The organism is Phyllobacterium sp. SL163, from assembly GCF_049896885.1.
Classification (GTDB): domain Bacteria; phylum Pseudomonadota; class Alphaproteobacteria; order Rhizobiales; family Rhizobiaceae; genus Phyllobacterium; species Phyllobacterium calauticae.
Window position 1 is genome coordinate 230913 of sequence record NZ_JAFCVE010000007.1, and the last position, 20619, is coordinate 251531.

Below are 20619 nucleotides of genomic sequence, written 5' to 3' on the forward strand. Positions count from 1 at the left end.
AAAAAAACTGGTTAGCAAAGTATCACCGGATTTCTTGCTTAATCATCGCTTACATCGCCCTGAACATTTTAAGTAAAATGAAAGTCATGACCGCAGGGCGTGCATTTCCCGCGCCGTGCCGTGCGGCGTACCCCGACGCTGGCCCCTCAAAACCGCTGCGCTATCGCCTGATCCCCGGCAATGCCTTCGCTTGGGCAAGCAGATGCAATCCTCCGGTGGCGTTCGAGGGAGCCCTTCAAAATAAGTTTTCATTAAAAATGTAAGTAATCATGTGCTTTTCCAATTTTATCATGCGCTTACTTAAAGAAGGCATGGTGTAGTTTACAATAATAAAGAAAAAATATTGAGAAGTGAAACTAAAACCCATGTTCTTACGTATCGACTATATCCATTCCAGCTTATGTTGGAGGTTTTTGCGATGGAGATCGATGGAAGTTTAGAATTTTAAGAAAATATATGAATAGATATAAGTAACAATGCGAAGCACATCGTTGTCTCGCGTAAAAATCTTTGTGTTTTAATAATTTTATTTAGAAAATATCTATTGAATAATAAGTGTTGTATTGATTTATTTCAAATAGTGATGCATATATCGGTGTTCTTGGTTTGTGAATGCTTGGGTACAATAGTAATAATCGGGAGGTTGTAATGAATAAGTTCGAAAAGAAGACGAGCTGCATTGTAGCTGGCTCTTTCATACTTGCGGTGCTTACGACGTCGGCGCTTGCCGGAGGTTTGTCGGTAGGCGGGGTTTCAGTCGGCGGTTCGCAGAATGGCGGTCTGGGCGTTGGTGCCAGCGCCAATCTCGGCGGCGTAAAGGCGGGTGCTGATGCATCGGTTGGCGGCTCCAAGGGTGTTGCTGCGGGCGTCGGCGCATCGATCGGCGGTTCAAACGGAATCAATGCGGGGGCGGGCGCCAGCGTCAACAATGGCGTTAGTGCCGGACTTGGCGCCAATGTCGGCGGATCCAAAGGTGTGACAGCTGGAGCTGGCGCAAATATCGGATCAGGCGGGATCGGTGCAGGGGTTGGAGCCAATGTCGGTGGAACCGGCGGCATTGGCGCCGGGGTCGGCGTTGGCATTGGTGGTGGCAGCAATACGGGCGGCACCAGCCCGGGCGGTACCAGTCCCGGCGGTGTCAGTACCGGCGGGGTCACGACGGGTGGTGGTATTCTTGGCGGCGGCACCAAGCCGGGCAGCCTCAATCCCGGCGTAAACAACAAGGCGATCGCTGCCAGACTGGCACAGCTCACGGCGCAGGACAGGATGAAGCTGAAAATCCGCTGTGCGGAAATTTCATCCAACGCGACGAGCTATGACAGCTCGCTGGTTGCCCTGTGCAAGCTGCTGCGCGGCTCATGAGAACAGGCGCATGAGACAAGAATGGCCCCGGAAGGGGCCATTTCTTTGCCAGGACCGGCGCGGCGGGTGTCTGCCGGGCAATCAGCCCGTGCATTTCCGCCGTGCGATGGAGCGGGTCATGGAATCAACCTGTCCCTGCAGAGCGCCGGCCTTCTTCTGGTTGGCGGTGCGATAATCCGGCAGAATGGGACCGAAGCCCGTGATCACGCTCGGTTCCCGGTAGCCTGCGCCATTGGTCAGGCTGCTGATCTGGGCCATTGCGCTGTTCTTTTGCGCAATCAAAGCGGGGCACTCGACCGTATCGTAGTGCAGGGATGAAATTTTCTCGCGATCAAGCTGCCCCTGTATATTGCCGCAGCCGGCCAGCAGCACAGCCACAATAATCAGCGGAAGGTGTTTCGTCGTCATGTGCCAATTTCCTCGATCACGAATAGCGGGACATGAATGGGCCAATGCCGCCGTTTTGGCAAGATGGCAGCGTGAATCAGTTCGCCGGCACTTGCGGCAGCGCAGCATCACTCCGGACCAGGGGATGGCGGTGGACGGCGGCAACGCCGCTGCCGTATGATCTGTCTGTAAATTCAAACTAATCAGAGTGTTGTGCTGATTTTCATAATGAATATATCAACGTCGATGTTTAAAACTGTAGTGAAATATCGATTTAATCAGAAATCTCTAGCCAATTGGTCTTGTATTGAAGTTTTGGCTTGCTGATGACGCCCGCTCGCCCTTATGATTCTGTTTCCGGGAGCACCCGGCATTGCAACGCAAGAGTGAGGAGACAGGAATGCCTGGTTTGCTGCACCCACTTCATGACGGCCACGCGCCCATCATATTGCATAGTGCCTTTCAAGACGCCCTTGATGCTTTGGAGGATTGGGAACTCGGGCACGATGAACCTCAGATCGAGGTCAACGACCGGCAGGTTCTGATCAGCGCCGTGTTCCGGCGTCTGTGGACCTGCACCGATATTCTTCCATCGAGAACGCTGGATGTCGTGGAAGACTTACTGCCATTGCGTTCGGCGGAGTTCAAGGCCGGCACGTCAACCTATGCCGATGCTGCCCATAGTCTATGGGAATTGAGCCTGCAGAAACGCGCGGCCTCTTACGAAATGCAGCATCACAACGCCTCCTGAGACACATTGGACGCTTTTTGAATTACCCGCCGCTTTGACCCGGCGGGTAATTTGTTTTTCGCATGCCTTATGGATGGCGCGGCGGTTTAGCCGCCATGTTTGGCCAGCCAGGCCTTCATCTGTTTGATTTCGCCTTCCTGCGCGGCGATGATATCGGTCGCAAGCTTGCGGATTTCTTCATCCTTGCCGTATTTCAGCTCCACCTTGGCCATGTCGATTGCGCCCTGATGGTGCGCAACCATGCCGCGGACAAAATCCTTGTCGGCATCGCCGGAAAATTTGATGGACATGTCCTTGTGCATCTTGGTGTTTGCCTGCGCAAATGCCTTGGATGACGGGCCCTGATCGCCGGTTGGCTGCATTGCCATGGCATCATGCTTCATCATCTTGTGCTCCTGCGCCAGGGCTGGTGCGGTGAAGGCGAGGGCGCAGACAAGGGCTGTGGCGGAGAAATAAGAGGTTTTCATCGAATTGATCTTTCCTTAGGTCAGACAGACAAGCACAGGCTATGACCTGTTCACCCGTGCGTTATGAAGGATAGGAAGCGATCAACAGTGGTTTGGGCGGCGGCGACAGCGGTGCGCTGGCCTGGGCAATGAGGGGCAGTTCCATGCCGTGCGGCACCAGCATTCGGGTCGAGGCCGTGGTCACGGCGGCAATGCCGATGGCGGGAATGGCGATGCAGGCGGAGCATAGCGCGGGATGGGGCAGCTTGGCCGTGTCCGTGCAATGCTTCTGGTCGCCGGCACAGGCATGGGCGTGGCCGGCCATCTGACCGGTCGATTGTACCGCCATTTCGCCCGCCAACCGGACGGGCGCCGCAAACACGGGCACCCAGCCGACGGAAAACGCCGTGAGGAACGTCAGAAGAATGGCAAGCCTGCTCATGGCGTTTTCATAACAGGAACAATCGGGAAGACGAAATCACCTTCTGTTTATTGCGTTATTGCGCACTCCTTGCCGCAGCGAGCGCCTTTTCCAGATCGGCGATGAGGTCTTTGGTATCCTCAAGGCCAACCTGCAGGCGGATGAGCGGACCCTTGTAATGCTTGCCTGTCAGCACCCGGTCGGACAGGTTGACCTGAAGCGCGAGGCTCTCATAGCCGCCCCAGGAATATCCGAGCGCGAAAATATCAAGGGCATTGAGGAAAGCCCGGGCCTGTTTCGTCTCGCCTTCGATGACAATCGAGAACACACCGGCAGCGCCGCTGAAATCCCGCTTCCACAGGGCGTGCCCCGCATGGCTCTCAAGCGCGGGATGCAGGACCTCGATCACGCCAGGCTGCTTTTCCAGCCATCGCGCTATTTCGAGCGCATTTTCGCCATGGCGCTCGAGGCGCAGTGCCATCGTGCGCAAGCCGCGCAGGACATAATAGGCATCATCGCCGCCCACGCACAGACCGATGGCCGTATAGGTATCGTCCAGCTGCCTGAAGCATTTTTCATTGGCGGAAATCGTGCCCATGAGAATATCGGAATGGCCGGACGGATATTTCGTTGCCGCGTGAATGGAGATATCGACGCCGAAATCCAGCGGCTTCAGGTAGAGCGGCGTTGCCCAGGTGTTGTCCATCATGACGATGGCGCCTGCCGCGTGCGCCTTCTCGACGATTGCCGGAATATCCTGAATTTCGAACGTGTTGGAGCCGGGGGATTCGGTAAAGACAACGGCCGTGTTGGGGCGGATGAGCTTTTCGATGCCGGCACCGACCAGCGGATCATAGTACTCGACCTCGATGCCGAGCCGCTTGAGCGTCGTATCGCAGAAATAGCGCGTGTTGCCGTAGACGCTGTCGACCATCAGCAGGTGATCGCCTGGCGACAGGAACGCCAGAAGGGGAATGGTTACCGCGGCAAGGCCGGACGGCACGAGCAGCGTGCCGAACGAGCCCTCCAGTTCGTCGATGGCCTGGCAAAGCGCGTCGGTCGTGGGGGTTCCGTGTGTGCCATAGCCATATTTCTGCTTGTGGCTGGCCATGGTTTCCGCATCGGGGAACAGCACCGTCGAGGCATGGACAATGGGCGGATTGACGAAACCGTGATAATCCCTGGGATCATAGCCTCCATGGGCCAGGCGTGTGTTGATCCCGAATTTTGCCATTTTGTCCGACTCTCTGCCCATGGAATATCCTCTGCACTGCGATGCCAACAATTGTAACTGCTGGGAGAAGTCGATAAAGCCACGGCGTTCCTGTTGCAACAGGCGAGCACAGCGGGCGTGGAAGAATAAGGCCGCTTGGGTCGATGGGAGAAACAATGACTGATGCCAGCAATCCGCAATCCCTGTCCGGCCTGAAGCGCGCGCGCCGCTCGATCGTCAATTTCCTGCGCCGCATGCGGGCACCGGCCTATCCGAACAGCCCGGCGGCCTGGACCGGGGGCATGTCGATGGCGGCGGTCCTGATCTTTTTCTTCATTCTGCTGCTGCATCCCTTCGACGATCCGCTGTCGCGCAACCTGTCCTCGCATCAGGGGCCGCTGAGTTCCCTGCGGCTGCTGACGGATATCGGTTTGTCGCAATGGTATCTGATCCCGGCCTTTTTCATTGCGGTTTGTCTGATCGGCATCGACTGGCGCAAGCTGCCCCATGCCAAGCGCGTGCGTCTCGGCCTCATCTATGCCCAGGCAACGTTTGCCTTCTGGTCCGTGGCGCTGTCGGGAATTCTCACCAATATCGCCAAGTTCTGCATCGGGCGGGCCCGGCCGAAATTCATCGACACCCTTGGGGCCAACGGCTTTTCGCCGTTTCACGCAGGGTATGATTTCGCCAGTTTCCCCTCGGGGCACTCAACCACGATGGGGGCGGTGGGCGCGGTTCTGGCGCTTTGGTTTCCGCGCTGGCGCGTGCCGATCATCCTGGCGACCATGTTCATTGCCTTTACGCGCATCATCGCCAGGGCGCATTATCCGACGGATGTGGTCGCGGGCTACAGCTTGGGCTTCCTGTTCACCCTTGCGCTTGCCAGATTCCTCGCCGGGCGCCGGGCAGCTTTTCTGTTCGATGGCACTCGATTCTTCCCGGTTTTGCGTTTTCGCGAGCGCTTCTGGCGCTGATCGGGGTTTTTGACCAAGAAATAATCGAAAATTCCATTCCGAAGCAGCCATTCCGCTGTTTCTGCAAAAATATTGAGCAAAGATTATCCCTTGACCAAACACGTAGAATGGCCTTCGATACAGGGGTGAATGGGAGACATGCTGGAGCCTTAAAAGGGTGTGGGGGAACCCGCTGGCATGTAAAATTTCTCTCTTGGGAACCACGGGCAACAATTAAAAGGGTTTAGTCGTTATGAAAAATCTCGTTTTGAAGAGCGTTCTGGGGGTATCGGCGCTGCTCTTGCTGGCTTCTGCGGCCTCTGCCGGCACGCTGGATGACGTCAAGAAAAAGGGCTTTCTGCAATGTGGCGTCAACACCGGTCTGGCCGGATTTGCTTCGCCGAACGACAAGGGCGAATGGTCCGGTTTTGACGTCGACTATTGCCGCGCTGTCGCCGCCGCCATTTTTGGCGATGCAACCAAGGTGAAATTTACGCCGCTTTCCGCCAAGGACCGCCTGCCAGCGCTGCAGTCCGGTGAAATCGACGTTCTGATTCGCAACACCACATGGACGCTGAGCCGTGACTCGCAGGGCTTTGATTTCACCGGCGTCAATTATTATGACGGCCAGGGCTTCATGATCAACGCCAAGAAGCTGTCGGGTATCAATTCCGCATTGCAGCTTTCGGGCGCTTCGGTCTGCGTTCAGTCCGGCACCACGACGGAACTCAATCTGGCCGACTATTTCAAGGCCAACAAGATGGAATACAATCCCGTCGTGTTCGAGAAGCTTGAAGAGGTCAACGCCGCCTACGATGCCGGACGTTGCGACGTGTACACGACGGACCAGTCCGGCCTGTACGCCATTCGCCTGACGCTCTCGGCGCCGGACGATCACGTCGTTCTGCCGGAAATCATTTCCAAGGAGCCGCTCGGTCCCGTTGTCCGTCAGGGCGACAGCCAGTGGGCGCACGTCATCCGCTGGGTGCATTACGCCATGCTGACGGCCGAAGAGCTTGGCATCACCAAGGCCAATGTCCAGGATCTGATCAAGAGCGACAGCCCGGAAATCAAGCGCGTGCTCGGCCAGGAAGCCAACACCAAGCTTGGCACCGATCTCGGCCTGACCAATGATTGGGTCGTCAACATCGTCAAGGCCGTGGGCAATTACGGCGAAGTGTTCGAATCCAATATCGGTTCCGGCAGCAAGCTGAAGATTGCGCGCGGCATCAATGCTCAGTGGAGCAAGGGCGGCCTGCAATACGCAATGCCGATCCGCTGATTCTTTGCAGTCATCGATCTGAAATCCGGGAAGGGGGCTCGTCCTCCTTTCCGGGGGAACAATTAAAAAAATAACAAAAATAAAAATAATAAAAATAAACGGTTAAAAGAAATGAGGGGTCAATGGCATCGCAGGATATTACGCCTGCCGGTACAGGCAGCGCCAAAGTATCACTTTTGAACGATCCGAGAATTCGCGGCTATATCTATCAGCTCGTCGTTCTGGTTGTACTGGTTGCTGTGGGTTACTGGTTTGTCAACAACACTATCGCCAATCTGCAGCGCGCCAATCTGGCAACGGGTTTCGGTTTTCTCGACGGCCGCTCCGGATTTGATATCAGCTCGCATCCGTTCACCGAATACTCAAGCGACTCGACCTATATAAAGGCGCTTTATGTCGGTATTTTGAACACGATGCTGGTTGCCGTCGTCGGTATCATCACCGCGACCATCATCGGCTTCATCATCGGCGTCGGGCGGCTTTCGCACAATTGGCTCATCCGCAAACTGTGCACGGTCTATGTCGAGGTTTTCCGCAATATTCCGCCGCTGCTGGTTATTTTCTTCTGGTATTCCGGCGTTTTGGCGGTTTTGCCCCAGGCACGCCAGAGCATCGCGCTGCCGTTCAGTTTCCTGAACAATCGCGGTTTCTTCTTTGCCGTGCCGGTTTTCGGCCAGGGTGCCTGGCTGGCTGGCGTTGCCTTTGTGCTTGCCGTCATCGGCGCCTTTCTGGTCCGTCGCTGGGCCTATAAACGGCAGATGGCGACCGGCCAGCGCTTTCCGGTGTTGTGGACATCGCTGGCGCTGATCATCGGCCTGCCTTTCCTGGCATTCGCGCTCAAGGGCTTTCCGGTTACCATGAATTATCCGGAACTCGGCGGCTTCAACATCAAGGGCGGCGCTCTGGTCGGACCGGAGTTCATGTCGCTCTATCTCGCGCTGTCCTTCTACACCGCATCCTTCATTGCCGAGATCGTCCGCGCCGGCATTCGCGGTGTGGGAAAAGGCCAGAGTGAGGCGTCGCATGCGCTCGGGCTGCGTGCAGGGACAACAACGCGGCTTGTCGTCGTGCCGCAGGCCCTGCGCATCATCATTCCGCCGCTGACCAGCCAGTATCTCAACCTGACGAAGAACTCGTCGCTTGCGGTCGCGGTCGGCTATCCCGATCTGTTTGCCGTCGGCGGAACCATCCTCAACCAGACCGGCCGTTCCATTGAAGTGGTGGCGATTTTCATTGTGATCTATCTCAGCCTGAGCGTGCTCACATCGCTGTTCATGAACTGGTTCAACGCCAAAATGGCATTGGTGGAGCGCTGATCATGGCCGATAACAATCTGAGTTTCGTTCGTACCGAAATGCTGCAGGGCCAGACGCCGCCGCTGGGCGAGCGGGGAATCGTCCGCTGGATACGCATCAACCTGATGGCAACGCCCGTCGATGCCGCTCTGACGGTGTTTGCGCTCTTCCTTCTCGTCTGGTTCGTGCCGCCGATGATCAACTGGCTGTTCGTCCAGGCTTCCTGGTCAGGGGTGGATCGGGCGGTCTGCGCGACGGTTTCCCAGGGCGGTACCCAGCCGGAAGGCTGGTCGGGTGCCTGCTGGGCCTATGTGAACGCCAATTTCAACCAGTTCATGTATGGCCGCTATCCGCAGGACCAGCACTGGCGTGTCAACATTGTCGGCGTCATGTTCGTCGTCCTGTTGGTTCCGCTGCTGATCCCGAGGATTCCCTTCAAATCCGCCAATGCGATCGTGTTTTTCTTTGTCTTCCCGATCGTTGCATTCTTCCTGCTGGTTGGCGGCTGGTTTGGCCTTCCCTATATCGAAACGGCGACGTGGGGCGGTCTGCTTGTCACGCTGGTCCTGTCTTTCGTCGGCATTTCCGTGTCCTTGCCGCTCGGCATCGTCCTGGCCTTGGGACGCCGGTCGAAAATGCCCATCATCAAGATGCTGTGCGTCGTTTTCATCGAAATGGTGCGGGGCATCCCTCTGGTGACCGTGCTGTTCATGGCCAGTTACATGCTGCCATTGTTCCTGCCGCCGGGCGTGACCTTCGACAAGTTCCTGCGTGCCCTGATCGGCGTGGCGCTGTTCGCATCGGCCTATATGGCGGAAGTGGTGCGCGGCGGCCTGCAGGCAATTCCCAAAGGACAGTACGAAGGCGCTGACTCGCTGGGATTGAGCTACTGGCAGAAAACCGGCCTCATCATCCTGCCGCAGGCGCTGAAGATGGTGATCCCGGGGATCGTCAACACCTTCATCGGTCTGTTCAAGGATACATCGCTGGTGTCCATCATCAGCATGTTCGATCTGCTCGGAACCGTGCGTCAGCACTTCAACGATGCCAATTGGGCATCTCCGCAAACCCCCATATCCGGCCTGATTTTCGCCGGTTTCGTATTCTGGATTTTCTGTTTCGGCATGTCGCGTTATTCCATCTTCATGGAACGCAGGCTGGACACAGGACATAAACGCTAAGGAGCATACGCATGACCACTGAAAACGTTGTCGATCCATCCGAACTTCATGTCGACCGCTCGCTCATGCAGGTCTCCAAGACCGATGTAGCCGTCGAGATTACCAACATGAACAAGTGGTATGGCGATTTCCACGTCCTCAAGGACATCAACCTCAAGGTGATGCGCGGCGAGCGCATCGTCATTGCCGGACCTTCGGGATCGGGCAAGTCGACGATGATCCGCTGCATCAACCGCCTCGAAGAGCACCAGAGCGGCAAGATCCTTGTCGACGGCATCGAACTGACCAACGACCTGAAAAAGATCGATGAAGTCCGGCGCGAAGTCGGCATGGTGTTCCAGCACTTCAACCTGTTTCCGCACCTGACGATTCTGGAAAATTGCACGCTCGCGCCGATCTGGGTGCGCAAGATGCCGAAGAAGAAGGCGGATGAGATTGCCATGCATTACCTCGAGCGCGTCAAGATTCCGGAGCAGGCCAACAAATATCCCGGCCAGCTGTCCGGCGGCCAGCAGCAGCGCGTGGCCATCGCCCGTTCGCTGTGCATGAACCCGCGCATCATGCTGTTCGACGAGCCGACGTCGGCGCTCGATCCGGAAATGATCAAGGAAGTGCTCGACACCATGGTTCAACTGGCTGAAGAAGGCATGACCATGGTGTGCGTCACCCACGAAATGGGCTTTGCCCGCCAGGTGGCAAACCGTGTGATCTTCATGGATCAGGGCCAGATCGTCGAGCAGAACGAACCGGCGGCATTCTTCGACAACCCGCAGCACGAGCGCACCAAGCTGTTCCTCAGCCAGATCCTGCATTGAGAATTCTGCGCATCGTCGGGACATTCATCGCAGCGGCCCTCGTGGCCGCTGTTTTGCTGTTTGTGGCCGGTGCCCTGATACCGCGGTCGTTCTTCGCGCAGACAGCCCCTCCGCCGCTCGCTGGTCGTACCGTCCTTCTCTTGTCCAATCCCATTCACACGGACATAGCCTTTCCCGCCGATCCCGATGTCATGGCGCGGCTGTCCATCCTGAACGGGGAGAATTTCCAACTGACCGACCCACGCATCGCCTGGGTTGTTGTGGGCTGGGGAGGGCGCAGCTTCTATCTTGAAACCCCCACCTGGGCCGAACTCAAATTCATGCCCCTGATGCGTGGTTTGACGCTTGATCGTTCCACGATGCATGTCGAGCCCATCGGGGTAGTCAACACGGACCAGCCCGGTATCGAGCGGTTGACGGTCGGCCCCGAAGCCTTCGAAGCGATGCTTGCGCATATGCTCGGCAGTTTCCGGCTGAACACCGAAGGCAAGGCGATGATGATCGAAGGCGCCGGATATGGTCTGAATGACCGCTTCTTCGAAGCCAATGGTTATTTCACCGCATTGCTCGGCTGCAATACCTGGACCGGCGCCGTATTGCGGGCAGGCGGCCTGCGCACCGGCGCCTGGAATCCCTTGCCGCAAAGCCTGGTCTGGTCACTCAAGCGCTACAACAATGCGACTGGCGATCAAATCTCGCCGTTGGGCTTTTCCGCATCAAATCCATAAAGCCAGTCGAAACCCGCCACGAATTTTTCAGCCGGCCGGTTGCGCAGCAGCAGGTTGCGGGCAAGCGCCACCGGCCCCTTGGCGTGATAGGCCAGCTGATTGAGCGCGCCGCGCCGCACCACGGACTCGATGCGCTTTGTCCGGTTTTTGGCATAGGCCGCCAAGGCGGAAGGCCAATCCTCGCTGTCATGGCCAAGGGTGGCGGCAAGCGCACAGGCATCCTCGATGGCCATGGCTGCGCCTTGGGCCGCATAGGGCGTCATCGCATGGGCCGCGTCGCCGATCAGCACAAGCCGCTCATCCCGCAGGAAGCTGCACCGCCTCATTTCGAACAGGCGCCAGGGTGTCCATTGGCCCGCCGACAGCACCAGATCGCGGATACCCGGATGCCAACGGTAGAAATCCCTGGTAAAATTCTGGTTCGGCGCCTGCGGGTTGACTTCGATGTCCCAGCGCCCGGGGTTTTTCCGGTCGCGCGCCACCGCCACGAAATTCATCAGCTCGCCCGAACGGATGGGGTAGGCGATGAGGTGCGCATTGCTGCCGGTCCAGGCAACGACATTGGTTCCTTCAGGCAGGAGGGCGCTGAACGAAGCAGGGAGGCGATGGGCAGGCACGGACACGCGCCAGGCGATGGAGCCGGCATAGCGGGCACGATCAAGGTCTGACAGCGCATTGCGGGTGTTCGACCAGACACCGTCGGATCCCACCAGCAGGGCGCCGCGATGCTCTTCGATGCGGTCGTTGTATTGCACGCGAACCAGCACGCCCTGCGCGTCGCTGTTGTGATGGGTAACGGCCGATTCCAGCTGCATGGCGATGTTGCCGCGCTGGCGCACTTCGGTAAGGAGTGCCTGCTGCAGATCGGCGCGGTGACAGACGATGTAGGGCGCGTGCCAGCGTTGTAGCGCGGCCTTGCCGATGGGCAGGTGCAGCAGCTTTTCCCCGCTCACACCGTCCTGCAGGCAGACCGCATCCGGCTGCACGGCATGGGGCATCAGCCTGTCCAGGACGCCGAGGCGGCCGAGCAGGCGGGTGGCATTGGGCGAAAGCTGCAATCCGGCGCCCGCTTCGGCCAGAATGGCGCTCTTCTCAAAGATCTGGACGGCAAAGCCTTTGGCGCTCAGCGCCAGCGCTAGTGTCAGGCCGGCGATACCGGCACCCGCAATGATGATTTGATCAGGATTGGGAGTTCGCCTGTTGCGAGCCGTCTTCAGATCGATGACGGGCGTTTGCAATCAGGCAGCCTTGTTGTCCACATAGGTGCAGCCGGCAGGAACCGTTTCCCCGGCGGAGAGCGACGCATCGTAACGGTAGAGCGTCGAGCAGTAGGGGCAGACCTTTTCATTGTCATCGCCGAGGTCGAGGAAGACATGCGGATGATCGAAAGGCGGATTGGCGCCCACGCACATGAATTCCTTGACGCCAATGCTGATGGCGGCGTGACCAGCGCTGTTCTGGAAGTGGGGAATGCTGTGTCCGGCCATGTGTCGCTCCTGGGCTTTCAGTCGATAGGCAATGGTGTTGCCTTTCTCATAGAGCAATTCCGCGGCGAAGAAAATCGCTTCTGCTGCGCTAAAGCGAGGCAATCTGACACAAGTGGCGGCTGGTTGCGCCGCAACCGGCATTGTGGCGGGTCTTCAGCCTGATGCCGCATGAGAAATTCATCGCGAAAGGCTTTGGTTCCGGTGTAAGCTGCCGCGTGCCGATTTTTATCGGGCTGAGGAGGGATTGGGCCGCGATTGCTATAAAACCTTCAAGAGACTTGACTAATATGGCCTGTGATTCCGCCTTTGACGGGACTATTCCAATCGGAGAATGACAATGAACGATCAGTCACCCGCCATAACGAATGCAGTCGAAGCCATCGGTCTGCCGGATCTGCACACCAGTGTCGACCGTTTCGTCAATCGCGAGTTCTCCTGGCTGCAATTCAACCGCCGCGTACTGGAAGAAGCCCACAATGTGCACCAGCCGCTGCTGGAGCGCCTGCGCTTCCTGTCCATCTCCGCCGCCAATCTCGACGAATTCTTCATGGTGCGCATTGCCGGTCTCGCCGGGCAGGTGCGTGCCGGAGTAGCCAATCGCAGCCCGGATGGGCGCACGCCGCAGGAGCAGCTGGAATTCGTGCTCGATGAAGTTGGCAAACTGCAGGCCGCCCAGCAGCTGCGCCTGAACGAACTGCGCGTCGAGATGCTGGCCGAAAATATTGAAATCGTCCGCCCGGACAAGCTGACCAAAGGCGAGCGCCTCTGGCTCGAGGATCACTTTCTCGAAACCATCTATCCCGTCCTGACCCCGCTTTCCATCGATCCGGCGCATCCGTTCCCGTTCATTCCCAATCTCGGTTTCACCATCGCCATGCTGTTGAGCCGCAGCATCGACAACCGTCCGATGACCGCGCTGTTGCGCCTGCCGCAGGCGTTGAAACGTTTCATCCAGATTCCCGACGATGCCGGCCGTTTCCGCTTCCTGACGCTTGAGGATGCCATCAGCCTGTTCACCGGGCGGCTGTTCCCGGGCTACGAGGTGAAGGGCGCCGGCACATTCCGCATCATCCGCGACAGCGATATCGAGGTGGAGGAAGAAGCCGAAGATCTGGTGCGCCTGTTCGAAAGCGCGCTGAAGCGCCGCCGCCGCGGCCAGGTGATCCGCATCGAGTTCGATGATGAAATGCCGGAATCGCTGCGTGCTTTCGTGGCGACGGAACTCGGTGTTCCCGACAACCGCATCAGCGTGCTCGAAGGTCTTCTGGCGCTCAACACCATCTCCGAAATCGTCGGCATTCCGCGCGCCGACCTGAAATTCGTGCCCTACAACCCGCGCTTCCCCGAGCGGGTGCGCGAGCATGGCGGCGATTGCTTTGCCGCGATCCGCGAAAAGGACATCGTGGTGCACCACCCCTACGAATCCTTCGACGTCGTCGTGCAGTTCCTGCGCCAGGCGGCGGCGGACCCGGAAGTGGTTGCCATCAAGCAGACGCTCTACCGCACCTCCAATGACAGCCCCATCGTGCGCGCACTGATCGACGCCGCCGATGCCGGCAAGTCTGTGACGGCGCTGGTCGAGCTCAAGGCGCGCTTCGACGAAGAAGCCAATATCCGCTGGGCGCGCGATCTGGAACGCGCCGGCGTTCAGGTCGTCTTCGGCTTCATCGAGCTGAAAACCCATGCAAAAATGTCGCTGGTCGTGCGCCGCGAGGAACAGAAGCTGCGCAGCTACGTGCATCTCGGCACGGGCAATTACCACCCGATCACCGCCAAGATCTATACGGATCTGTCGTTCTTCACGTGCGAGCCATCCATCGGCCGCGACGTTGCCCAGATCTTCAATTTCATCACCGGTTATACCCAGCCATCCGGCGAGATGGGCATTGCCGTGTCGCCGACCACCCTGCGCCCGCGCATTCTCCAGCATATCGCCGAAGAAATCGAGCATGCCAAGGCCGGCCGTCCGGCAGCAATATGGATGAAGATGAATTCTCTGGTCGATCCGCAGATCATCGATGCGCTCTACAATGCCAGCACGCATGGCGTCGACATCGACCTCATCGTGCGCGGCATCTGCTGCCTGCGCCCGCAGGTTCCGGGGCTTTCCGACACGATCCGGGCGAAATCCATCGTCGGCCGCTTTCTCGAACACAGCCGTATTTTCTGCTTCGGCAACGGTGCGGGACTGCCGTCGGAAAAGGCGCTCGTCTATATCGGTTCAGCCGATATGATGACCCGCAACCTCGACCGCCGCGTCGAAACGCTGGTTCCGATCACCAATCCAACTGTGCATCAACAGCTTCTTTCACAGATTATGCTGGCAAACCTTCTCGACAACCAGCAGAGTTACGAGTTACTAGCAGACGGTACATCGCGCCGGATTGTTCCGGCGGATGGAGAAGATGCTTTTAACGCGCAGGAATATTTCATGACAAATCCCAGCCTGTCCGGCCGCGGCAAGTCGCTGAAGTCTTCAGCACCACGCTTGATCGCTCACCGCAAGCGATCCAAAGCAGCGAAAAACAAGACTGCATGATATCCGCAGCGCAGGGGCGTGTGCAAGGACGCCATCCGGCCGGTGTCATCGACATCGGCTCGAACTCTGTACGTCTGGTCGTCTATGAGGGGGTTACCCGTTCGCCGACCGTCCTTTTCAACGAAAAGATTCTCTGCGGCCTTGGCAAAGGCCTGGTAAAAACCGGCAAGCTGAATGAAAAGGCCGTGCAAAGCGCCTTGCGGGCGCTGCGCCGGTTCCGCGCCCTGGCCGATCAGGCGGGCGCCCGCTCGCTGGATGTGCTGGCGACGGCGGCAGCGCGCGAAGCCGAAAACGGTCCCGATTTCATCGCCCAGGCCGAAATCGTTCTGGGGGAACCGATCAAGGTTCTGTCGGGCCGGGAAGAGGCCTATTATTCCGCGCTGGGGATCATCTCCGGTTTTCATGATCCCGATGGTATCGCAGGTGATCTGGGCGGCGGCAGTCTCGAACTGGTCGACGTCAAGGGCCGCACCATCGGCGACGGCATCACCCTGCCGCTGGGCGGCCTGCGTCTGCAGGATATGTCGAACGGCGATCTTTCCGCCGCGTCCGATATCGCCAAGAAGACGCTGGAATCGGCCAAGCTTTTGGCCAAGGGCAAGGGCCGGGCGTTCTACGCCGTGGGCGGCACGTGGCGAAACCTCGCCAAGCTGCACATGAGTGCCGAGCACTATCCGCTGCACGTCATGCACCACTATGAAATTCCTTTCGAGGAAGCACAGCGCTTTCTCAAGCGCGTCGCGGACGGCAATCTCGACAATATGCGCGGGATCGAGGATGTCTCGAAGAACCGCCGTGCGCTCTTGTCCTATGGCGCCATCGCGCTGCTTGAGACCATCCGCAAGATGCGTCCGTCCAAGGTTGTCTTTTCGGCCCTTGGCGTGCGGGAAGGGTTTCTGTTCTCGCTGCTGTCGGAATCCGAACAGCTGGAAGACCCGCTGATTGCCGCCGCCGATGAACTGGCCGTCCTGCGCGCCCGCTCGCCCGCCTATGCGCGCGAACTGGCGGACTGGAGCGGCGATGCCTTTGCCGCACTCGGCTATGACGAGACGGAGGACGAGAAGCGCTACCGCCGCGCAGCCTGCCTGATCGCCGATATCAGCTGGCGTGCCCACCCCGATTATCGCGGTTCGCAGGCGCTGAACATGATCTCCAACGCCGCTTTTGTCGGCATTGATCATCCGGGCCGTGCCTATATCGCGCTTGCCAATTTCTTCCGCCATGAGGGCATTGCCAACAACGCGGCAGACCCGGAACTGGCGGCACTCGCTACGCCGCGGCTGCTGGAATATTCGAAGATACTGGCGGCGATCATGCGGATTGTTTATCCGTTTTCCGCGTCGATGGCCGGGGTGGTTCCCAACCTCTCGTGGAAACAGGCGTCTGACGGCATCTATCTCGAAGTGGCGGCAAGGAATGCCGACCTGATCGGCGACGTGCCGGAAGGCCGCTTGCAGCAATTGGCGAAACTGACGGGCAAGCCGCTGAAAATGGCCATCGGCAAATAAGTGCCGGTGCTCAGGCGGCGATAGCCGCCTTCTTGCGTCCGGGCAGGGTCATCGCCGCGACACCGGCAATCACGCAGACCAGACCGATCCATGCGGTCGATGCCAGGCTTTCGCCGAGAAACAGCACGCCGATGCCGACGCCGATCGGTACGCGCAGATAGGCCTGCGATGTCGTGCCGACCGTGCCCAGCGTATTGATCAGCCGGAAATAGATCACGAAGGCGAGGGCGGTGGAGAAGACGGCAAGGCCAAGCAGCGCGAGCAGGGAGTGGGCAGAGGGCGCCAGCGTCCATGGCCGGTCGACCACGAGGCTGACCGGAATGAGGATGACGGCACCGCAGAGCATCGAGCCAGCGGCGGGCATCATCGGATCGAGATTTTTGAAACCCTTGCCGAGGATGGCGGCCGCCGCATAGGAAATCGTTGCCGCAACGATGGCAAGCTGCGCCACCAGTTCCTTGCCGATGCCGTTGAATGCCTCGAGCCCGATGATCAGGGAAATACCGATGACACCGGCCGCCACGCCGAAGACTTTTCGCGTGGTCACGGCTTCGTGGCGGGTGATCAGGACCGTCAGCAGAAAGGCGAAGATCGGCGTTGTCGAATTGAGAATAGTGGCAAGACCGGCATTGACGGTCAATTCCGCCCAGGCGATCAGTGTGAAGGGGATCACGCTGTTGATGCAGGCCTGGATGAGAAAGCGTTTCCAAATCGCCGGATCGCGCGGCAGGGCAAGGCCGCGCAGCTTGATGATGGCCAGCAGCAGTCCGCCGGCGATCAGCGTGCGGGCGGCGATGAATGTGACAGGCGGGATCGTCTCGACCCCGACCCGGATGAAGGTGTAGGAGGCACCCCACAGCGTGGCAAGAATGGCGAGAAGCGCCAGTTCTTTGGCCAGAGACGGGGTTTGCACGGGGGTAGCAGACATCATTGCCTCACATCAGCATGTTTCAACGGGCCGATGCTAGCCAGTTTTGGCGGGCCGGTACTTCGGTTTAGGCCGAAGTATCAGTCCGTGCAGGGCACGGCGCGGATCCGCTTGTTCTCGAACTTCAGGCACAACTCGCCATTGATCAGCTGCAGCGCCTTTTCACCAAAAACTTCGCGGCGCCAGCCCTGCAGGGCCGGAATATCGTCCGCATCGCCTTCCGCGGCAATCCGGTCGATCTCGTCTGACGTCGCGACAACCTTGGCGGCAACGCCGTGTTCTTCCGTCACGAGACGCAGCAGAACCTTCAGCAGTTCGGCCGCTGCTCCTGCGCCTTCCGGCGACTGCACGGATTTCGGCAGGCGCGGCATGTCTTCCTTTGGCAGGTCCAGCGCGATGTTGACGGCATTGAGCAGCCCCGTGGCGATGCTGGAGCGCTCCCAGCCCTTGGGGATGGTGCGCAGCCGGCCCATCGCTTCCACGTCACGAGGCTGCTGCTGGGCGATCTCGTAAATGGCGTCGTCCTTGAGCACGCGGCCGCGCGGCACGTTGCGCTCGCGCGCTTCGCGTTCGCGCCAGGCGGCAACGCTGCGCAGCACGGCAAGCTCCTGCGGTTTGCGCAGGCGCATCTTCAGGCGCTTCCACGCATCGTCGGGATGCATGTCATAGGTCTCGCGCGCCGTCAGCACCTTCATCTCGTCGAGCACCCAGTCGGTGCGGCCTTCTTCCTCAAGCTTTGCTTTGAGGTGCAGATAGATGTCGCGCAGATGGGTGACATCGGCCAGCGCATAGTCGAGCTGCTTGTCGGAGAGCGGGCGGCGGCGCCAGTCGGTGAAGCGCGATGACTTGTCGATCTGCGCGCCATTCACCCGCTGCACCAGCTGGTCATAGGCAATGGCATCGCCGAAGCCGCAGACCATGGCCGCCACCTGCGTGTCGAAGACCGGGTGGGGGATCAGATTGCCGAGATGGAAAACGATCTCGATATCCTGCCGCGCCGCGTGGAACACCTTGACGATGGTCTCATCCGCCATCAGCCGGAAAAACGGCGCAAGATCGAGACCCGGGGCGAGGGCATCGACAATGGCAGTATGATCAGGGGATGCGAGCTGGATAACGCAAAGCTCCGGCCAGAACGTGGTCTCCCGGATGAACTCCGTGTCGACTGTTACGAAATCGGATTGCGAAAGGGCGGCTACAGCCTGGTCAAGCTGATCTGTGGTTGTAATCATGGTCATGAAATTTCTATAGCGAATGGAAATGCATTTGTCTCGCCTGTCCGAGTTTCTTCGCTGCTTGTCGCGTCTATATGGTTGATAGGCCCACAAAACGGGCTTCCAGTCATTCGCAATCTTGACAAATCGCCGTCAAAATGCGCTTGTCCGCGCAAATTCCAAGATCATGGCCGGGGCTTTCTTCACACCTCCCGGCAGCAAGCATCAAGCATCTCAGAGGCACATATCATGCACCGTTACCGCAGCCATACCTGCGCCGCCCTGCGGAAATCCGACGTTGGTTCGACAGTTCGTCTTTCCGGCTGGGTTCATCGCGTCCGCGATCATGGCGGCATTCTCTTCATCGACATCCGCGATCACTACGGTCTGACCCAGATCGTCGCCAGCCCCGACTCGCCCGCCTTCAAGCTGGCCGAGACCGTGCGCGGCGAATGGGTGATCCGCGTCGACGGTGAAGTGAAGGCCCGCACGGACGACACGGTCAATGCCAACATGCCGACGGGCGAGATCGAAGTGTTTGCCCGCGAGATCGAAATCCTGTCCGCCGCCAAGGAACTGCCGCTGCCAGTGTTCGGCGAGCTGGACTATCCGGAAGACATCCGCCTGAAGTACCGCTTCCTCGATCTGCGCCGCGACACGCTGCACAAGAACATCATGTCGCGCACCAAGATCATCGCCGCCATGCGCCGCCGCATGACCGAGATCGGCTTCACCGAATTCTCGACGCCGATCCTGACGGCATCGTCGCCGGAAGGTGCGCGCGACTTCCTCGTGCCCAGCCGCATTCATCCCGGCAAGTTCTATGCCCTGCCGCAGGCGCCGCAGCAGTACAAGCAGCTGATCATGATGTCCGGTTTCGACCGCTACTTCCAGATCGCACCGTGCTTCCGCGACGAAGACCCGCGCGCCGACCGCCTGCCGGGCGAGTTCTACCAGCTCGACATCGAAATGAGCTTTGTCGAACAGGAAGACGTGCTGTCGACGATGGAGCCAGTCCTGCGCGGCGTGTTCGAGGAATTCGCCGAGGGCAAGCCGGTCACGCAGCAGTTCCCGCGCATCGCCTATGACGATGCCATGCGCAAATACGGTTCGGACAAGCCCGACCTGCGCAACCCGATCGAGATGCAGGCGGTGACCGAGCATTTCGCCGGTTCCGGCTTCAAGGTTTTCGCCAACATGATCGCCAACGATCCGAAGGTGGAAATCTGGGCGATCCCGGCCAAGACAGGCGGCTCGCGCGCCTTCTGCGACCGCATGAACTCCTGGGCGCAGGGCGAGGGCCAGCCGGGCCTCGGCTATATCTTCTGGCGCAAGGAAGGTGAAGCGCTTGAGGGTGCCGGTCCGCTGGCCAAGAACATCGGACCGGAACGCACCGAAGCCTTGCGCGTGCAGCTGGGTCTGGACGATGGCGATGCGGCGTTCTTCGTTGCGGGCGATCCCAAGAAGTTCGTCTCCTTTGCCGGTGCCGCACGTACCCGTGCGGGCGAAGAACTCAACCTCGTCGACCGCGACCAGTTCAAGCTTGCCTGGATTGTCGACTTCCCGTTCTTCGAATGGCTGGAAGACGAGAAGAAGATCGATTTCGCCCACAACCCGTTCTCCATGCCGCAGGGCGGCATGGACGCGCTGGAGCACCAGGACCCGCTGACGATCAAGGCGTTCCAGTACGATCTCGTCTGCAACGGCTTCGAGATTTCCTCGGGCGGCATCCGCAACCATCTGCCGGAAACCATGGTGAAGGCGTTCGAGGCGGTCGGCCATTCGCGGGAAACCGTGGAAGAACGCTTTGGCGGCCTCTACCGCGCGTTCCAGTATGGCGCACCGCCGCATGGCGGCATGGCGGCCGGTATCGACCGCATCGTGATGCTGCTCGTGGGTGCCAAGAACCTGCGCGAGATCACCATGTTCCCGATGAACCAGCAGGCCTACGATCTTCTGATGAATGCGCCGTCGGATGTGTCGCCCGCGCAGCTGCGCGACCTCAACATCCGCCTCGCGCCGATGAAGAAAGAGGATTAAAAACCCTTTCCAACCGACTCTGGACAAACAAAAAAGCCCGGCATCTCGCCGGGCTTTTTCATTGCCGTC

At 59.0% G+C, this 20619-nt stretch carries 19 protein-coding genes; 11 read left to right on the forward strand and 8 right to left on the reverse strand.

Features of this window, described 5'->3' with window-relative positions; genetic code table 11:
* Nucleotides 1–648 precede the first annotated feature (648 nt).
* On the forward strand, nt 649–1362 hold the full coding sequence (locus ACP7B1_RS17255; RefSeq protein WP_403172700.1) for a hypothetical protein: 714 nt from the start codon (nt 649–651) through the stop codon (nt 1360–1362).
* Between the two features lie 81 nt (nt 1363–1443).
* Here the strand turns inward: ACP7B1_RS17255 and ACP7B1_RS17260 are convergent, their stop codons facing one another.
* On the reverse strand, nt 1444–1770 hold the full coding sequence (locus tag ACP7B1_RS17260) for a hypothetical protein (RefSeq protein ID WP_403172707.1): 327 nt from the start codon (nt 1768–1770) through the stop codon (nt 1444–1446).
* Nucleotides 1771–2149: 379 nt separating this feature from the next.
* Here ACP7B1_RS17260 and ACP7B1_RS17265 point away from each other — a divergent pair, with 379 nt between their 5' ends.
* Nucleotides 2150–2500, forward strand: a complete 351-nt coding sequence (locus tag ACP7B1_RS17265; RefSeq protein WP_223615692.1) for a hypothetical protein — start codon at nt 2150–2152, stop codon at nt 2498–2500.
* Between the two features lie 86 nt (nt 2501–2586).
* Here the strand turns inward: ACP7B1_RS17265 and copM are convergent, their stop codons facing one another.
* The 3 genes from copM to ACP7B1_RS17280 all read right to left on the reverse strand — a co-directional run bounded on the left by copM (nt 2587) and on the right by ACP7B1_RS17280 (nt 4622).
* Entirely contained in the window at nt 2587–2967 is a 381-nt protein-coding gene (gene copM / locus ACP7B1_RS17270; RefSeq protein WP_403172716.1) for a CopM family metallochaperone, read from the reverse strand.
* 61 nt (nt 2968–3028) lie between these two features.
* Nucleotides 3029–3388, reverse strand: coding sequence for a hypothetical protein (locus ACP7B1_RS17275; RefSeq protein ID WP_346308328.1), 360 nt, complete (start codon nt 3386–3388; stop codon nt 3029–3031).
* A gap of 55 nt (nt 3389–3443) precedes the next feature.
* A complete protein-coding gene (locus ACP7B1_RS17280) occupies nt 3444–4622 on the reverse strand; it encodes a cystathionine beta-lyase (protein ID WP_223615695.1) in 1179 nt (392 codons plus the stop codon).
* Between the two features lie 134 nt (nt 4623–4756).
* Between ACP7B1_RS17280 and ACP7B1_RS17285 the strand changes: the two genes are divergently transcribed.
* From ACP7B1_RS17285 to ACP7B1_RS17310, 6 genes are all read left to right on the forward strand, one after another.
* Nucleotides 4757–5554, forward strand: a complete 798-nt coding sequence (locus ACP7B1_RS17285) for a phosphatase PAP2 family protein (protein ID WP_346308329.1) — start codon at nt 4757–4759, stop codon at nt 5552–5554.
* A 232-nt stretch (nt 5555–5786) separates the two neighbouring features.
* Complete coding sequence (locus tag ACP7B1_RS17290) at nt 5787–6815, forward strand: amino acid ABC transporter substrate-binding protein (RefSeq protein ID WP_223615697.1); 1029 nt, start codon at nt 5787–5789, stop codon at nt 6813–6815.
* A gap of 122 nt (nt 6816–6937) precedes the next feature.
* Nucleotides 6938–8131, forward strand: coding sequence for an amino acid ABC transporter permease (locus ACP7B1_RS17295; RefSeq protein WP_403172745.1), 1194 nt, complete (start codon nt 6938–6940; stop codon nt 8129–8131).
* 2 nt (nt 8132–8133) lie between these two features.
* Nucleotides 8134–9291 (forward strand): amino acid ABC transporter permease, encoded by a 1158-nt coding sequence (locus tag ACP7B1_RS17300; RefSeq protein ID WP_346306216.1) that lies wholly within the window; start codon nt 8134–8136, stop codon nt 9289–9291.
* Nucleotides 9292–9302: 11 nt separating this feature from the next.
* The gene (locus ACP7B1_RS17305; RefSeq protein WP_112524097.1) at nt 9303–10106 is read left to right on the forward strand and encodes an amino acid ABC transporter ATP-binding protein; all 804 of its coding nucleotides are present in this window, start codon (nt 9303–9305) and stop codon (nt 10104–10106) included.
* Nucleotides 10103–10834: a TIGR02117 family protein gene (locus ACP7B1_RS17310; protein WP_346306214.1), complete on the forward strand. Its 732-nt coding sequence runs from the start codon at nt 10103–10105 to the stop codon at nt 10832–10834. Before ACP7B1_RS17305 ends, ACP7B1_RS17310 begins: the two co-directional genes overlap by 4 nt.
* Here the strand turns inward: ACP7B1_RS17310 and ACP7B1_RS17315 are convergent.
* Both ACP7B1_RS17315 and ACP7B1_RS17320 read right to left on the reverse strand, forming a co-directional pair.
* Nucleotides 10795–12072 carry an FAD-dependent monooxygenase gene (locus tag ACP7B1_RS17315; protein WP_346306213.1) on the reverse strand — a complete coding sequence of 426 codons (1278 nt, stop codon included), beginning with the start codon at nt 12070–12072 and terminating at the stop codon, nt 10795–10797. The two genes, ACP7B1_RS17310 and ACP7B1_RS17315, sit on opposite strands and share 40 nt — an antisense overlap.
* Nucleotides 12073–12321: a zinc-finger domain-containing protein gene (locus tag ACP7B1_RS17320; protein WP_288194980.1), complete on the reverse strand. Its 249-nt coding sequence runs from the start codon at nt 12319–12321 to the stop codon at nt 12073–12075.
* A gap of 337 nt (nt 12322–12658) precedes the next feature.
* On the opposite strand from ACP7B1_RS17320, the gene ACP7B1_RS17325 reads away from it, so the two are divergent.
* Nucleotides 12659–14860: an RNA degradosome polyphosphate kinase gene (locus ACP7B1_RS17325; RefSeq protein ID WP_403172789.1), complete on the forward strand. Its 2202-nt coding sequence runs from the start codon at nt 12659–12661 to the stop codon at nt 14858–14860.
* Nucleotides 14857–16368: an exopolyphosphatase gene (ppx, locus tag ACP7B1_RS17330; protein WP_346306212.1), complete on the forward strand. Its 1512-nt coding sequence runs from the start codon at nt 14857–14859 to the stop codon at nt 16366–16368. Before ACP7B1_RS17325 ends, ppx begins: the two co-directional genes overlap by 4 nt.
* Before the next feature lie 10 nt (nt 16369–16378).
* Here ppx and ACP7B1_RS17335 read toward each other — a convergent pair whose 3' ends face one another.
* The gene (locus ACP7B1_RS17335) at nt 16379–17281 is read right to left on the reverse strand and encodes a DMT family transporter (RefSeq protein ID WP_346306217.1); all 903 of its coding nucleotides are present in this window, start codon (nt 17279–17281) and stop codon (nt 16379–16381) included.
* 95 nt (nt 17282–17376) lie between these two features.
* A complete protein-coding gene (gene rnd, locus ACP7B1_RS17340) occupies nt 17377–18534 on the reverse strand; it encodes a ribonuclease D (RefSeq protein WP_223615704.1) in 1158 nt (385 codons plus the stop codon).
* 225 nt (nt 18535–18759) lie between these two features.
* Between rnd and aspS the strand changes: the two genes are divergently transcribed.
* On the forward strand, nt 18760–20550 hold the full coding sequence (gene aspS / locus ACP7B1_RS17345; protein ID WP_346306211.1) for an aspartate--tRNA ligase: 1791 nt from the start codon (nt 18760–18762) through the stop codon (nt 20548–20550).
* The last annotated feature ends 69 nt before the right edge of the window (nt 20551–20619 follow it).

Excerpts from the sequence above, each read along its gene's own strand:
- ACP7B1_RS17290 (WP_223615697.1), top strand. The coding sequence starts at position 5,787 with ATGAAAAATCTCGTTTTGAAGAGCGTTCTGGGGGTATCGGCGCTGCTC.
- ACP7B1_RS17285 (WP_346308329.1), top strand. The coding sequence starts at position 4,757 with ATGACTGATGCCAGCAATCCGCAATCCCTGTCCGGCCTGAAGCGCGCG.
- rnd (WP_223615704.1), bottom strand. The coding sequence starts at position 18,534 with ATGACCATGATTACAACCACAGATCAGCTTGACCAGGCTGTAGCCGCC.
- ACP7B1_RS17320 (WP_288194980.1), bottom strand. The coding sequence starts at position 12,321 with ATGGCCGGACACAGCATTCCCCACTTCCAGAACAGCGCTGGTCACGCC.
- ACP7B1_RS17295 (WP_403172745.1), top strand. The coding sequence starts at position 6,938 with ATGGCATCGCAGGATATTACGCCTGCCGGTACAGGCAGCGCCAAAGTA.
- ACP7B1_RS17300 (WP_346306216.1), top strand. The coding sequence starts at position 8,134 with ATGGCCGATAACAATCTGAGTTTCGTTCGTACCGAAATGCTGCAGGGC.
- ACP7B1_RS17280 (WP_223615695.1), bottom strand. The coding sequence starts at position 4,622 with ATGGGCAGAGAGTCGGACAAAATGGCAAAATTCGGGATCAACACACGC.
- ACP7B1_RS17255 (WP_403172700.1), top strand. The coding sequence starts at position 649 with ATGAATAAGTTCGAAAAGAAGACGAGCTGCATTGTAGCTGGCTCTTTC.
- ACP7B1_RS17265 (WP_223615692.1), top strand. The coding sequence starts at position 2,150 with ATGCCTGGTTTGCTGCACCCACTTCATGACGGCCACGCGCCCATCATA.
- ppx (WP_346306212.1), top strand. The coding sequence starts at position 14,857 with ATGATATCCGCAGCGCAGGGGCGTGTGCAAGGACGCCATCCGGCCGGT.
- aspS (WP_346306211.1), top strand. The coding sequence starts at position 18,760 with ATGCACCGTTACCGCAGCCATACCTGCGCCGCCCTGCGGAAATCCGAC.
- ACP7B1_RS17305 (WP_112524097.1), top strand. The coding sequence starts at position 9,303 with ATGACCACTGAAAACGTTGTCGATCCATCCGAACTTCATGTCGACCGC.
- ACP7B1_RS17275 (WP_346308328.1), bottom strand. The coding sequence starts at position 3,388 with ATGAGCAGGCTTGCCATTCTTCTGACGTTCCTCACGGCGTTTTCCGTC.
- ACP7B1_RS17260 (WP_403172707.1), bottom strand. The coding sequence starts at position 1,770 with ATGACGACGAAACACCTTCCGCTGATTATTGTGGCTGTGCTGCTGGCC.
- ACP7B1_RS17325 (WP_403172789.1), top strand. The coding sequence starts at position 12,659 with ATGAACGATCAGTCACCCGCCATAACGAATGCAGTCGAAGCCATCGGT.
- copM (WP_403172716.1), bottom strand. The coding sequence starts at position 2,967 with ATGAAAACCTCTTATTTCTCCGCCACAGCCCTTGTCTGCGCCCTCGCC.